12 protein-coding genes are annotated in these 14,216 nt (G+C 68.0%); 2 read left to right on the top strand and 10 right to left on the bottom strand.

The window, feature by feature from the left end; translation table 11 throughout:
- Positions 1-84 precede the first annotated feature (84 nt).
- Positions 85-933 carry a symmetrical bis(5'-nucleosyl)-tetraphosphatase gene (locus AC3WL8_RS02890; protein ID WP_492377905.1) on the top strand — a complete coding sequence of 283 codons (849 nt, stop codon included), beginning with the start codon at positions 85-87 and terminating at the stop codon, positions 931-933.
- Between the two features lie 35 nt (positions 934-968).
- Here AC3WL8_RS02890 and AC3WL8_RS02885 read toward each other — a convergent pair whose 3' ends face one another.
- The 10 genes from AC3WL8_RS02885 to hemC form a co-directional block, all read right to left on the bottom strand.
- On the bottom strand, positions 969-1,802 hold the full coding sequence (locus AC3WL8_RS02885) for a lysophospholipid acyltransferase family protein (RefSeq protein WP_492377840.1): 834 nt from the start codon (positions 1,800-1,802) through the stop codon (positions 969-971).
- Positions 1,799-3,082 (bottom strand): dihydroorotase, encoded by a 1,284-nt coding sequence (locus AC3WL8_RS02880; RefSeq protein ID WP_492377839.1) that lies wholly within the window; start codon positions 3,080-3,082, stop codon positions 1,799-1,801. The genes AC3WL8_RS02885 and AC3WL8_RS02880 overlap by 4 nt, the downstream gene beginning before the upstream one ends.
- Before the next feature lie 62 nt (positions 3,083-3,144).
- Entirely contained in the window at positions 3,145-4,119 is a 975-nt protein-coding gene (locus AC3WL8_RS02875; RefSeq protein WP_013957750.1) for an aspartate carbamoyltransferase catalytic subunit, read from the bottom strand.
- A gap of 91 nt (positions 4,120-4,210) precedes the next feature.
- Positions 4,211-4,747 (bottom strand): bifunctional pyr operon transcriptional regulator/uracil phosphoribosyltransferase PyrR, encoded by a 537-nt coding sequence (pyrR, locus tag AC3WL8_RS02870; RefSeq protein ID WP_492377838.1) that lies wholly within the window; start codon positions 4,745-4,747, stop codon positions 4,211-4,213.
- The gene (gene ruvX, locus AC3WL8_RS02865; protein ID WP_010813827.1) at positions 4,744-5,169 is read right to left on the bottom strand and encodes a Holliday junction resolvase RuvX; all 426 of its coding nucleotides are present in this window, start codon (positions 5,167-5,169) and stop codon (positions 4,744-4,746) included. The genes pyrR and ruvX overlap by 4 nt, the downstream gene beginning before the upstream one ends.
- The gene (locus tag AC3WL8_RS02860; RefSeq protein WP_035816620.1) at positions 5,162-5,734 is read right to left on the bottom strand and encodes a YqgE/AlgH family protein; all 573 of its coding nucleotides are present in this window, start codon (positions 5,732-5,734) and stop codon (positions 5,162-5,164) included. The genes ruvX and AC3WL8_RS02860 overlap by 8 nt, the downstream gene beginning before the upstream one ends.
- A gap of 102 nt (positions 5,735-5,836) precedes the next feature.
- Positions 5,837-6,544: a pseudouridine synthase gene (locus tag AC3WL8_RS02855; RefSeq protein WP_211980155.1), complete on the bottom strand. Its 708-nt coding sequence runs from the start codon at positions 6,542-6,544 to the stop codon at positions 5,837-5,839.
- 160 nt (positions 6,545-6,704) lie between these two features.
- Positions 6,705-7,895: a heme biosynthesis protein HemY gene (locus AC3WL8_RS02850; RefSeq protein WP_013957755.1), complete on the bottom strand. Its 1,191-nt coding sequence runs from the start codon at positions 7,893-7,895 to the stop codon at positions 6,705-6,707.
- A gap of 4 nt (positions 7,896-7,899) precedes the next feature.
- A complete protein-coding gene (gene hemDX, locus AC3WL8_RS02845; RefSeq protein WP_492377837.1) occupies positions 7,900-10,029 on the bottom strand; it encodes a fused uroporphyrinogen-III synthase HemD/membrane protein HemX in 2,130 nt (709 codons plus the stop codon).
- Between the two features lie 9 nt (positions 10,030-10,038).
- Positions 10,039-11,052 (bottom strand): hydroxymethylbilane synthase, encoded by a 1,014-nt coding sequence (hemC, locus tag AC3WL8_RS02840; RefSeq protein WP_492377836.1) that lies wholly within the window; start codon positions 11,050-11,052, stop codon positions 10,039-10,041.
- Between the two features lie 77 nt (positions 11,053-11,129).
- Here hemC and ppc point away from each other — a divergent pair, with 77 nt between their 5' ends.
- Positions 11,130-14,168 (top strand): phosphoenolpyruvate carboxylase, encoded by a 3,039-nt coding sequence (gene ppc / locus AC3WL8_RS02835; protein WP_492377835.1) that lies wholly within the window; start codon positions 11,130-11,132, stop codon positions 14,166-14,168.
- The last annotated feature ends 48 nt before the right edge of the window (positions 14,169-14,216 follow it).

Genomic DNA, 14,216 nt, shown 5'->3' with positions numbered 1-14,216 from the left:
TCTTTTTGTAGCCTCATGTAACCATGCCACGGTATATCGGTCACAAAACTACAAATAGAAGCGAAATAGTTTTTCCTTCTCTTGATGGTCAACGTTAAAGTGCATTTTTCGACACCCCATGCCGTCGGCGATCTCCAAGGCTGCGCCGCCTCCTTGATCGCCCTGCTGGACCAATTGCCCACGGACACCTCCCTCCGCTTCGTCGGCGACCTGGTCAACCGCGGCCCAGCCTCCCTCCAAACCCTCCGCACCATCCGTGCCATGGGCAGCCGCACTGAAACCGTCCTCGGCAACCACGACATCCACCTCCTTGCCGTCGCCGCAGGCGTGCGCAAGAAGGGCAAATCTGACACCCTGGACGACATCCTCACCGCCCCCGATTGTGAGGACCTACTCACCTGGCTCCGCCACCGCCCCCTCGCCCTGCTGGAAAACAACTTCCTCCTGGTCCACGCCGGCGTCCTCCCCCAATGGACGGCAGCACAAGTCATCGACCTAGCCCACGAAGTCGAAAACCAACTCCAAGGCCCCAACTGGCAAGCCTTCCTCGCCGACATCTTCGGCAACGCCTCTGACCGCTGGCACGACGGCCTGCGCGGCATTGATCGCCACCGGGTAGTGGTCAATGCCCTCACCCGGCTGCGCTACTGCACTGTCGATGGCGTGATGGACTTCAAGACCAAGGAAGGCCTGGGCAAGGCGCCGGACGGGTTCATGCCGTGGTTCGACGTGCCGGGGCGGCGTACCGGGGATGTGACGGTGGTATGCGGCCATTGGTCGACGCTGGGCCTGGTCATGCGGCCGAACCTGATGGCGCTGGATACGGGCTGCGTCTGGGGTGGCAAGCTGACGGCGGCCCGGTTGGCACAGGTTCCTGCCGAACGGACCGTCGTTCAGGTTGATTGCCCGCAATATTGTGACCCGCTGGCCTGACTGGCAATCCCGCGTTGGCGGGGACGACAGGACGGCTAGCTGATGGCAGCGGAGCTTGGCTGCGGTACGCCGCCGGGCTCGACGGGGTGATTCAGCCGTCGGGCCGCGGCGGCAGCGTGTTCCGGCGCGCCCTGGCTGAGGTGGGCGACCACCTCCCTGGCGGAGTTCGCAAGCTCGCGGCGGTCTCCGGAGGCCGGCACCAGCGCAGGCCCGATTACCAATCTGGCCTTGATCCTGGGTGCGCGCAAGACCGCTTCCAACGACTGCAGCAGTGTGGTCTCGCCGATGTAGGCGGCGGCAAGCGTCGGTTGACCCGAAGCGGCATCGAGGTAGTTCAGCCCCAGGGGCTGCACCGGTAACCCGCCAGAAATCGGCGCCTGCATCAGGTTGGCGTGGAACGTCAGCACCTCGGTGCCGTCGGTCGTGGTGCCTTCGGGGAACACGCCGACGAGGTCGCCCTGCAGCATCACGTCGGTGATGTCGTGCAGCACGCGGTGGGCATCGCGTTTACGCGCCCGTTCGATGAAGATCGTTCCCGTCTTGCCGCACAGCCAGCCGATCAGCGGCCAGTCGCGTATCTCTGACTTGGCGACGAAACGCACCGGCTGCCAGCTGTGGATGACGTAGATATCCAGCCACGAAATGTGGTTGGAAACCACCATCGCGCCCTGGCGGCCGGCGCCGTGCGACGCTGCGCCGGTGGCGTCCACCACCTCGACCTCCACCCCGCAAATCCGCAGCAACCGCCGCGACCAGCGGCGGATATGCCACTCGCGCGTGCGCACACCCAGCCACGGGAACAGCAAGGCGCAGGTCACCAGCCCGCGCAGCAGGTGCAGCACCAGCGCGGTCTTGCGCAGCCAGATCATGCGTGGGCGTGGTTTCCGTAGACGACTTGCCCGCCGACCAGGGTCATGCGGACCTTGCCTTCCATCTCGTAGCCGAGCCACGGCGAGTTCTTGCCCTGGCTCTTGATGGAGCGGCGGTCGACCTTCCAGACTTGCTTGGGATCGAACACGCACACATCGGCGGCGCTGCCTACGGCCAGGGTGCCGGCCTTGAGGCCGATCACGCGGGCGGGTTCGGCTGTGATGCGGGCCAGTGCCTGTGCCAGCGGGACCTTGTGCTCGGCGGCCCAGCGCAGGGTCAGCGGCAGTAGCAGTTCCAGGCCGGTTGCGCCTGGCGATGCCTCGGCGAACGGCAGCAGCTTCTCGTCGTCGTCGACCGGGGTGTGATCGGAGCACAGGGCGTCGATGGTGCCGTCGGCCAGCGCGGCGACGATGGCGTCGCGGTCGCGCGGGCTGCGCAGCGGCGGCGAGAAGCGCATCTGAGAATTGAAGTAGCCGATATCCATGTCGGTCAGCGCGACGTGGTGGATATTGACGTCGCAGGTCACGGCCAGGCCTTCGCGCTTGGCCTGGCGCACCAGCTCCAGCCCGGCCGCGGACGACAGGCGGCACAGGTGCACGCGCGCGCCGGTGCTGCGCATCAGTTCGAAGATGGTGTGCAGGCGCACGGTTTCGGCGATCACTGACACGCCGGACAGGCCCAGGCGCGACGCCACCGCGCCGCTGGCGGCCACGCCGCCGCCAAGGAAGGGGTCTTCCGGGCGCAGCCAGACGGTGAAGCCGAAGGTCTGTGCGTATTGCAGCGCGCGCAGCAGCACCTGGGTGTTATGCACCGGGGCCTCGGCCTGGCTGAAGCCGACGCAGCCGGCCTCGGTCAGCTGGTTCATCTCGGTCAGGGTCTCGCCCTTGAGGCCCAGCGTGAGCGCGCCCAGCGGGTACACGTGGGTCTGGTTCAGGGTGCGGGCGCGGAATTTCAGCATTTCCACCAGGCCGGGCTCATCGAGCACCGGATCGGTATCGGGCGGGCAGACCAGGCTGGTCACGCCGCCGGCGGTGGCGGCGGCCACTTCGGATTCGAGCGTGGCCTTGTATTCGTAGCCGGGCTCGCGCAGGCGCGCGGAGAGGTCGACCAGGCCAGGGCACACGATCAGGCCGCTGGCGTCGATGGTCTTGTTGGCGGTGAAGTCCGCCGGGGCGCTGCCCACGCCGACGATCTTGCCGGCGGCGATGTAGAGGTCCTGCGCGGCGTCGGTGTTGCTGGCCGGATCGATCAGGCGGCCGCCCTTGATGTGAATCTTCATAGCTTGGCTTGTCGTGTCGCTTGGCTGGTTCAGTGTGTTCTGGCTCGTGTCGCTCGACCGCGTCATTCGTCGCTATTTCCCGCCACGATGCCCATCACCGCCATGCGCACGGCGATGCCGAAGGTCACCTGGTTCAGGATCACGGACTGCGGGCCGTCGGCCACGGCGGAGTCGATCTCGACGCCGCGGTTCATGGGGCCCGGGTGCATCACGATGGCGTCGCGATTGGCCAGTGCCAGGCGCTCCGGCGTGAGGCCGTAGGCCTTGAAGTATTCCTGCGCCGACGGCAGCAGCGCGCCGCTCATGCGCTCGTTCTGCAGCCGCAGCATGATGACCACGTCCACGCCCTTCAGGCCCTCTTCCATGTTGTGGAAGACGCGCACACCCATCTGCTCCAGTCCCGACGGCAGCAGCGTGCGCGGGCCAATCGCGCGCACTTCGGGCACTCCCAGCGTGGTCAGCGCGTGGATGTCGGAGCGTGCCACGCGCGAGTGCAGGATGTCGCCGACGATGGCCACCGTCAGGTTGGTGAAGTCCTTCTTGAAGTGCCGGATCGTGTACATGTCCAGCAGGCCTTGCGTCGGATGCGCGTGGCGGCCGTCGCCGGCGTTGATCACGTGCACGTGCGGCGCGACGTGCTCAGCTATCAGGTAAGGTGCACCCGAGCTGGCATGGCGCACCACGAACATGTCGGCGGACATCGCCGACAGGTTGTTGATGGTGTCCAGCAGCGACTCGCCCTTGCTGGTCGACGAGGCGTTGATGTTCAGGTTCAGCACGTCCGCCGACAGCCGCTTGGCGGCGATCTCGAAGGTGGTGCGGGTGCGGGTGGAGTTCTCGAAGAACAGGTTGAACACGCTCTTGCCGCGCAGCAGCGGCACCTTCTTGACATCGCGGTCTGAGTCGGACAGCGATACGAACTGGCTGGCGGTGTCGAGGATGTGCGTGATCATGTCACGCGACAACCCCTCGATCGACAGCAGGTGCTTCAGTTCGCCGTTCTTGGTGAGCTGCGGGTTGCGGAACGTCTTGGTCATGGCTGGTCGGGCGCGGGCAAAAAACGGGGGTGGTCTGGTCTCGGAGCTGGGGGTCAGGCGCGCACTGCGCGCCTGGGGCATTCGGGCCGGTTCAGCCGGTGGCGGAATCGGTAGGTTCGGTCGCAAAGGCGAATTGCGCGCCGGCGCCCTCGCCCTGGCGCGAAAGCACCAGCGTGGTGCCGGGCGGCAGCGCCATCTCGGCGGCAGTCAGGTCGGCGGCAATGGGCAGCTGGCGCCCGCCGCGGTCGACCAGCACGCCCAGCGCCACGCGCGCGGGACGGCCGTAGTCGAACAGCTCGTTGACGGCGGCACGGATGGTGCGGCCCGTGGCCAGCACATCATCGATCAGCAGGACATTGCGGTCATCCACCGAAAACGGCAGCGTGGTCGGCTGGGCCTGGCTGTGCAGGCCCTTCTTGGCATAGTCGTCGCGATGGAAGGCAACGTTGATCACGCCATGCTCGGGCAGCTTCAGGTCGGCAGCCAGCCGCGCGGCGATCCATGCGCCGCCTGAGTAGATGCCGGCCACCGACCAGCGCGCGCGCTCGGCCTCGGGGATCAACGCCTGGGCCTGGTCCAGCAGCTTGCGGTACAGCGACTCGGCGTCGGGAACGGGAATCTGCGTCATAGCGGGAATTGGTCGAAATACTGTTGCAGGATGATGCGGGCGGCCTCGGCATCAAGCTCGCCGCGGCGGGCCCCGGCCATCGACGCGGCGCGCGACGTATAGCGCTCGTCCACCCACTCCACCGGCAGGCCGAAGCGGCCATTGAGCTGGTTGCCGAAACGCCGCGCCAGCTTCATCGAGGGCTGCTCGCCCCCTTCAGGGTTGACCGGCATGCCGACGATCAGCTGCACCGGGTTCCACTCCTGGATGAGCGCCGCCACGGCCTCAAAGCGGCCTTCCACGGTGATATTGGGGAGGATGGTCAGCGCACGCGCCTCGCGCGTGATGAAGTTGCCCAGCGCGACGCCGATTTTTTTTTCGCCGTAGTCGAATGCCAGGACCGTGCCGTCGCGGGGCAGTTCACGCCCCACGGCATCAGGCATGCCCGGCCTCGCCCGACAGCATGGTGAAGTCGATGCCCAGCAGCCGGATGGCGGCGGCGAAGCGCTCGTCGGGCGGCACGCTGAAGATGATTTCGGGGTCGGCCTGGACCGTCAGCCAGCCGTTGCGGCTGAGCTCTTCCTCCAGCTGGCCGGCACCCCAGCCGGAGTAACCCAGCGTCAGCAGGAAGCGGTGCGGGCCGCTGCCGTTGGCCACAGCCTCCAGCACGTCCTTGGAGGTGGTCATTTCCAGCCCGCCGGGCACGGCCAGCGACGAGACATAGACGCCCACCGGGTCGTGCAGCACGAAGCCGCGCTCGGTCTGCACCGGGCCGCCGAAGTAGACCGGCTGGTGCGCGACTGGCTGGATTTCAAGCTTGAGGTCGATCTTGTCGAACAGCGTGGCCATGTCGATGTCGATGGGCCGGTTGATCACCAGCCCGAGCGCGCCACGATCATTGTGTTCGCAGATATAGACGACGGAACCCGAAAAAGTCGGATCGGCCATGCCAGGCATGGCAATCAGGAACTGATTGGTCAGATTGATAGGTGCTTCGGGCTTCGCCATGCCTTGCATTTTATCAAATCGCCGGGGGTCTTCCGGAAAAGATTGGCGGACGCTGCAGTGCAGCAATGAGCGCCCGGCCACGGTCTGGTGTTGCCGTTTGGCTCAATCCTTGCCGGTCAGCGCGGCCAGCTCTTGCGCCGTCAGCCAGCGCCACTCGCCTTCGGCCAGGGCCGGATCGAGCTGCAGGCCGCCAATGGCGCTGCGATGCAGCGCGCTGACATGGTTGCCTGCCGCCGCCACCATGCGCTTGACCTGATGGTACTTGCCTTGCACCAGGGTCAGCCGCAGGCTGCGTTCGCCGGTGATCTCACACGCTTCTGCCGCGATCGGTGCCGGTTCGTCGAGCAGCTGCACGCCACTGCACAGCGCTTGGGCCTGCTCCGGCGTGACCGGCTCGGCAGTCGTCACTTCATAGATCTTGGGCACCTTGCGCTTGGGCGAGGTCTGGGCGTGGATGAACTGGCCATCGTCGGTCAGCAGCAGCAGCCCGGTGGTGTCGTGGTCCAGCCGCCCCACGGCCTGCACCTCGCGCTGGCGCAGCGGCACCGGCAGCAGGTTGTAGACGCTGGGATGATGGCGCGGACGCTGCGAGCACTCATAGCCGGTGGGCTTGTTCAGCATCAGGTAGGCCTTGGTGCAGGCCAGCCATTCCTCGCCGTCTACGGTGAGCCGCAGGCCGTCGACTTCAAACTGTGCGCGCGGGTCTTCGCACAGTTCGCCGTTGACTTCGACCAGCCCGGCGGCGATCAGGTCGCCGCAGTACCGGCGCGTGCCAAAGCCCTGGGATTGGAGGATGCGGTCGAGTGTCATGGAATGGAAAGTACGTAAGGATGGTTGATGGCTCGGGATGACAAGCGCCACGGAGCTCTGGGCATCCGTTTGTGTGTTCCCTCTCCCGCAAACGGGAGAGGAGATCAAACCGTCAGTATGCAGGCGTTGCCAGCGGAGAGTTCGCGAGCGCCTGAAATCCTCAGGCCGCCAGCATCGCGCTTTCGCGATAATGCCGCTGCGCGTCGTCGAAGCGCTCGGTTTCCTCGAAGAGCCGCGCCAGCGCCAGGTGCGTGCGCACGCGCAGGCGGCGCTGCTGGTCGGGCTCGGCATATTTCAGCGCGCGCTCGAAGCTGGACTGGGCCTTGCCCCACAGCTTCTCGCCCAGGCATAGCACGCCCAGCGTGTAGTAGAGGTCGGCGTCGGCGGGATGCGCCGCCAGCCATTTCTCGGCCTGCTGGATCTGCGGCAGCGCGTGGCCGGGAACGGCGCAATCTGCATAGCGCAGCACCAGGCGGCTGTCCCAGTTGACCTTGAGCGCGTCTTCGATGATGCGGCGGGCCTCGTTCTGCCGGCCCAGCGCAGCGAAGTAGCGTGCGGCGGGCTCGGCGATGCGGGTGGCGCGGCGCTCGTCGGCGGACAGCGAGCGCCAGAACTCAGACAGCGCGTCGGCGTCGTGGCGGCGCTCGTCCAGCATGGCTTCGACGGCCATCTGCTTGAGCCGCAGCGCCAGCACCGGATGCAGCGCGTTGCGCTTTTCCAGCGAGCGCGCCAGGCGCAGCACCTCGGTCCAGTTCTTCAGGTGCTGGTGCGCGCGCAACGCGATGCGCTGCACGTGAATCTGGCGCGCGCCCTGCGACTGCAGCTGGGCGATGGTTTCCAGCGCGCCGTCGGCGTCACGAGCATCGACCAGCAACTCGGCCATCGACACCAGCCGTGCCTGCTCGCGCTCGGGGTCGGTGACCTGCGACATCCAGGCGTCGCGCCGCTCGGTTTCCTGCATCCGGTGCGCGGCGCGGGCGCCGATCAGCGCGGCGGTCTGGGCCTGGTCGTCCCAGGACTGCGCCTCGCGCGCGGCGCGCTCGGCGCGGGCGAAGCGGCCGGCAAACAGGTTTTCGATCGACTCGCGCAGCGCCGCCTGTGCCTTGCTCATGCGGCTGCGCTCGCGGTAGGCGGCGGCGCGGCGCGGCATGTCGGCCAGATGGCGGACGGTGGACATCACCGTCCACACCACGAAGAACAGCAGCAGCAGCAAGGCCAGCGCCAGGTTCAGCGACAACTCGACGCGGTACGGCGGATAGAACAGCACCACATTGCTGTGGTTGAACTGCGTGAACAGGGCCAGCCCGACGGCGCCGCCAAACAGGACCGCAACCCAGAACAGAAGGCGCATGGGCTTACTCCTTCTTCAGGGCATGCAGCGCGCCCAGGCTTTCGGACATGGTCGGCAGCTGCACCGTGACCGCCCCCGCCTGCGCCTGCCGCAGCAGCGTCAGCACCCCCTGCACCCGGCGCGACTTGGTATCGAAATAGCGGCTGATCATCGCCTGCGCGGCGGCCAGGTCATTGCGGAACACGGGTTCGTTGCGCGACAGCAATGCCAGGCGCGCATTGAGCAGGCGCAGCTTGACGTTCTCGCGCAGGAACCAGCCTTGGTCGCCAGACAGCAGCAGCGCCTCGGCGTCGTCGACCTTGCGGATGCGGACCACCTGCGCCAGTTCCTCGCGCAGGTAGTCCCACAGGCGCGTGAACCAGCCCGGGCCCGCGCCGTTGGCGGCGGCCGGTGCGCTGGCACCGTTGGCGGCGGCACCCTTGCGGGCGTCGGCCTCGCTGCGTTCCAGCATGCGTTCGCTGGACAGCAGCGGCAGTGCGTCGACCTGGTTGATGGCCTCGTCCAGCTTGATTGCGGCGCCGGTCAGGTCGGTGTCGGGCACCGCCTTCATGCGCGCGACGTCGCGCGCGATCGCGCGGCGCAGCAGGTTGTATTGCGGCTTGTCGGCGCGCGCCAGGCGGGCGTCGGCGCTTTGCAGCGCGGCCAGGGCCACCTGCACGTTGCCGGTCAGTTGCAGTTGCTGGCCGGCACTGGTCAGCAGCTGCTGGATCTCGGCGATTTCCCAGTCGTCGCGGTTGCGCATCAGGTCCTGGTAGACCTGTTCCAGCGCCACCTGCTTGTCGCGGGTCTCGCCGACCTGGTTCTCCAGCGCACCGACCTTGGCCTGCAGTTCCTTGACCGTGTCCTGCGCGTTGCGGGTCAGCACGCGCGACTCCTGCACCAGCGCATCGTTGCTTTGCTGGCGGCGCGCCAGCTCGCCGGTCAGGTGGTCAACGCGCTGCTGCAGCCACCAGAAGCCGCCAGCCGTTGCCACCACCAGCACGGCGACCAGCGCCCACAACGCAGCGGACCGCCGTGAGGCTGCACTGGGAGCAGCGGGGGTACCGGGGGTAGCGGGGCCCGGCGCGGGCGCGGCTTGCGCCGATGCTGCGGAGGCCGCCGTGGGCGGCGGCGTAGCGGAGGAGGACGTGGTTTCTTGCGTCACGCGTTCGACCTTCGTTGACGTTGCGGGAACTGCTGCGTCCGGCACAGGGGCCGGCGGCGCTTCGGCTTTGGCGCTGGGCGGGCTGGCTTCGATTGCCGCGCTGGCCATGCTTGCCGGCGCCGGACCGGCATGGGCATCGGCCCACTGCAGGCACGCCGCCAGCAGACCGGCATCGCCCGGGGCGGCGCGCAGGATATGGGGGAAGCCCAGCGCCAGCGCCTGTTCGGCGATTCTCGCATGCGGCGCGATGCACTGCACCTGCCGCAGGGCAGCGTCTTCCTCAGGCGACAGATGCTGGCGTGCCAGCGCGTCAAGGTTGCGCACCGCTTCAGAACTGGTTAGGAGCCACGCATGCGGCGCCGCGCCGGGACGCAGGTTGTCGCGCACGGCCTGCCACTGCATGGCGCTGGGTTCGGGCAGCGTGCGCTGGTAGGCCTCGACGGCCTCGACCTGGGCACCGGCCTCGCGCAGGCGGTCGCCCAGCCAGTCGCGCCCGCCGTTGCCGCGGATGATCAGGACCGGCTTGCCCGCCAGCGCGGCGGGATCAAGCCGGGCCCACAGGGCCTCGGAATCAAAGCGCAGCGCTTCGGCCTCCGGCGCGATGTCATCGGCGCCCTGCCCGTTCGCGGCAGCGCCCGCGGGCGCAATCACCCGGCACGCGGGCGGCGTGATGCCGCGCTCGGCCAGGGCGGCGACGCTGGCCGGCCCGACCACCGCCACCGGCACCTGCGCCGGCCATTGGGCCACGGACGCGCCCTGCACGCCGGCCAGCGCGTCGAGCGCGTAGGTAATGGCATTGGGACTGACAAAGACCACCAGCGCAAAGGTGTCCAGCCGCGCCAGTGCCGCGCGCAGCGGCGCGTCGTCAGCGGCCGGGCCGATGGCCAGCAAGGGAAAGCTGAGTACGTCCAGGCCCGCGGCCTGCAGCGCCTCGGTCAGTTGCCGGGACTGCCCGGCGGGTCGTGTGACAACGACGGTCGGGCTGGGCATGGGGCAGCCTCAGGCAGGAGCTTGGGAGCCGGCGGGATCGCCAGAATCGGCCAGTGCCGCGAGGATGGCTTCGGCACCCTGCGCCAGCAGGTCGCGCGCGCAGGCCTGGCCCAGCGCTTCGGCGGCGGCCAGGTCAGCAGCCGGTCCGGACGCGGCAGCGCGGATGGCGCGCGTGCCATCGGGCAAGGCGACAAAGGCGTCCAGCTTCAGCTGATCGCCTTCCCAGCGCGCATGGGCGGCCAGCGGCACCTGGCACGAGCCGCCCAGCATGCGCGACACGGCGCGCTCGGCGGTCACGGCCAGCGCCGTCGGCTGGTGGTTCAGGGTTGCCAGCCATTGCGCCAGTTCAGGGCGGTTCGCCGGGATCTCGATGCCGAGGGCGCCCTGGCCTGCGGCCGGCAGCGACACCTCGATCGGGATCAGCGCGCGGATTCGCTCGCCCAGGCCCAGGCGCTTGAGGCCGGCGGCGGCCAGGATGATGGCGCCGTATTCGCCGCGATCCAGCTTGCCCAGCCGCGTGTCCAGGTTCCCGCGCAGCGGCTTGATCACCAGTTGCGGGTAGCGACTGCGCAGCGCGGCTTCACGGCGCAGGCTGGAGGTGCCGACCACGGTGCCGGCCGGCATCTCGTCCAGCGACGCGTAGGCGGAAGACACCAGCGCGTCGCGCGGATCCTCGCGTTCCATCACCGCGGTCAGGGCGAAGCCTTCGGGCAACTCCATCGGCACATCCTTGAGCGAATGCACCGCCAGGTCCGCCCGGCCTTCGTCCATCGCGAACTCCAGTTCTTTGACAAACAAACCCTTGCCGCCGACTTTGGACAGCGTACGGTCTAGAATCTGGTCTCCGCGCGTCGTCATGCCAAGAATGGACACGTCGCACGCGGGATAGTATTGTTGCAACGCAGCACGCACATGTTCTGCCTGCCACAGGGCCAGACGGCTCTCTCGGGAGGCAATGACGAGCTTTTGCGGAAGATTGCGAGACACGACAGCGGTAGAGGAAAACAGGGTGGCAGACGACATGCGCCAATGGTAGCACGCGCCCCAATAGCCCCTCCGCACCAATAGATAAGCTTAGAGAAGCAGAACGAGGAGATTGCATGACGCAGCATGCTGCGCGCCCCAACGGCCGGCGGACCGCCCCGGCTGCGAAAGACCAAAGCCCTGCCCTCGGCGCCGGCCAAGGTGACGCAAACGGCGCATCCACCACCGAATCGAAACGCCCCGCCACCCGCAGCGGGACCAAACGTTCCCCCAAGCCCAAGCTTTCCATCGTGTCGAGCAACGGAACCGCCATCGCCCCCACCGCCCGCCGCACCGCCGACAAGGACGTGCCGCTGCGCGAGGACATCCGCTTCCTGGGCCGCCTGCTGGGCGAATGCCTGCGCGAACAGGAAGGCGACGCAGCCTTCGAGGTGGTCGAAACCATCCGACAGACCGCGGTGCGCTTCCGCCGCGAGAACGACCGCGCCGCCGGCGCGGAGCTGGACCGCCTGCTCAAGCGCCTGTCGCGCGACCAGACCAACCAGGTCGTGCGCGCGTTCAGCTATTTCTCGCACCTGGCCAATATCGCCGAGGACCAGCACCACAACCGCCGCCGCCGCGTGCACGCGCTGGCCGGCTCGCCGCCGCAGGCGGGCAGCCTGGCCCACGCGCTGGAGGCGATCGACGCCGCCGGCGTGACCGGCAAGCAGCTGCGCAAGTTCCTGGACGAGGCCCTGATCGTGCCGGTGCTGACCGCGCACCCGACCGAAGTCCAGCGCAAGAGTATTCTCGACGCCGAGCGCGAGATCGCCCGCCTGCTGGCCGAGCGCGACCTGCCGATGACCGCGCGCGAGCGCGAGCACAACACCGCGCAGCTGCGCGCCAAGGTCACCACGCTGTGGCAGACCCGCATGCTGCGCGATTCGCGCCTGACGGTGGCCGACGAAATCGAAAATGCGCTGTCGTACTACCGCACCTGCTTCCTGCGCGGCATTCCGCAGCTGATGAGCGAACTGGAAGAAGACATCGCCGCGGTGTTCCCGGCCACGCGCAAGCGCAAGGGCACCCCCGGCGCACAGCCGGCGCCGCTGGCGCCGTTCCTGCAGATGGGCTCCTGGATCGGCGGCGACCGCGACGGCAACCCCAACGTCACCGCCGAGACGCTGGAGCACGCCGCCAGCCAGCAGGGGCAGATGATCATCGACTGGTACCTGGACGAAGTCCATGCGCTGGGCGCGGAGCTGTCGATGTCCACGCTGATGGTCGACGCCAGCCCGGAACTGTTGGCGCTGGCCGAGCGCTCGCCCGACCACTCCGAGCATCGCGCCGACGAGCCCTACCGCCGTGCGCTGATCGGCATCTACGCGCGCCTGGCCGCAACCAGCAAGGCGCTGACCGGCCACGCCGTGCCGCGCCGCCCGGTGGCGCCGGCCGAGCCCTATGACAGTGCCGAGGCCTTTGCCGCCGACGTGCAGGTGGTGGTCGACTCGCTGCGCGCCAACCATGGCCAGGCGCTGGCCAATGGCCGCATCGACGCGCTGGCGCGCGCCATCGGCGTGTTCGGCTTCCACCTGGCATCGGTCGACATGCGCCAGGTCTCGGACGTGCACGAGGCGGTCATCGCCGAGCTGTTCGCCGCCGCCGGCATCGCCCCCGACTACGCCGCCCTGCCCGAGGCGCGCAAGCTGGAACTGCTACTGGCCGAACTGCGCCAGCCGCGCCTGCTGACGCTGCCGTGGCATGAGTACTCTGAGCAGACCCGCAAGGAACTGGCGATCTTCGCCGCCGCGCGCGAGCTGCGCGCGCGCTATGGCAAGCGCATTGCGCGCAACTACATCATCTCGCACACTGAGACGCTCTCGGACCTGGTCGAAGTGATGCTGCTGCAGAAGGAGTCCGGCATGCTGCAGGGCACGCTGGGCAGCAAGACCGACCCGGCGCGCATGGAGCTGATGGTGATCCCGCTGTTCGAGACCATCGAGGACTTGCGCAACGCCGCCGGCATCATGCAGTCGCTGCTGGACCTCCCGGGCTTCGATTCGGTGATCGCGCACCATGGCGTCGAGCAGGAAGTGATGCTGGGCTACTCGGACTCGAACAAGGACGGCGGCTTCCTGACTTCCACCTGGGAGCTGTACAAGGCCGAGCTGGCGCTGGTGCAGCTGTTCGAGCAGCGCCAGGTCAAGCTGCGCCTGTTCCACGGCCGCGGTGGCACCGTCGGCCGCGGCGGCGGCCCTACCTACCAGGCCATCCTGTCGCAGCCGCCGGGCACGGTGAACGGCCAGATCCGGCTGACCGAGCAGGGCGAGATCATCAACAGCAAGTTCGCCAACGCCGAGATCGGCCGGCGCAACCTGGAGACGGTGGTCGCGGCCACGCTGGAAGCCTCGCTGCTGCCGCAGCAGAACGCGCCCAGGGAGCTGGACACCTTCGAGGCCGTCATGCAGCAATTGTCGGACCGCGCCTTCACCGCCTACCGCGACCTGGTCTATGAGACCCCGGGCTTCAAGGACTACTTCTTCGCCACCACGCCGATCACCGAGATCGCCGACCTGAACCTGGGTTCGCGCCCGGCCTCGCGCAAGCTGATGGACAAGAAGAACCGCCGCATCGAAGACCTGCGCGCAATCCCGTGGGGCTTCTCGTGGGGCCAGTGCAGGCTGCTGCTGCCGGGCTGGTACGGCTTCGGCAGCGCGGTCAAGTCGCTGCTGGACACTGCGCCGGACGACAAGGCGCGCAAGCTGGCCGTGACCACGCTGCGCCGCATGGTCAAGACCTGGCCGTTCTTCTCGACGCTGCTGTCCAACATGGACATGGTGCTGGCCAAGACCGACCTGGCCGTGGCCTCGCGCTACGCCCAGCTGTGCGACGACGCGGCCCTGCGCCGCACCGTGTTCAACCGCATCAGCAAGGAATGGCACCTGACCTGCGAGATGCTGACACTGGTCACCGGCCACCAGGAACGGCTGGCGGACAACCCGCTGCTGGCGCGCTCGATCAAGAACCGCTTTGCCTACCTCGACCCGCTGAACCACTTGCAGGTCGAGCTGCTCAAGCGCTTCCGCTCGGGCAAGGATGGCGATGACATCCGGGTGCGGCGCGGCATCCACCTGACCATCAACGGGGTCGCGGCGGGCCTGCGCAATACGGGCTGATTGGCGTCAGAGTGCTGCCGGTTTGCGCCCCTCTCCCGCGTGCGGGAG

Source organism: Cupriavidus sp. FW305-F7 (assembly GCF_058782875.1).
Note: the sequence above shows the minus strand (reverse complement) of the source record. Positions and strands in the feature narration are given on the sequence as shown.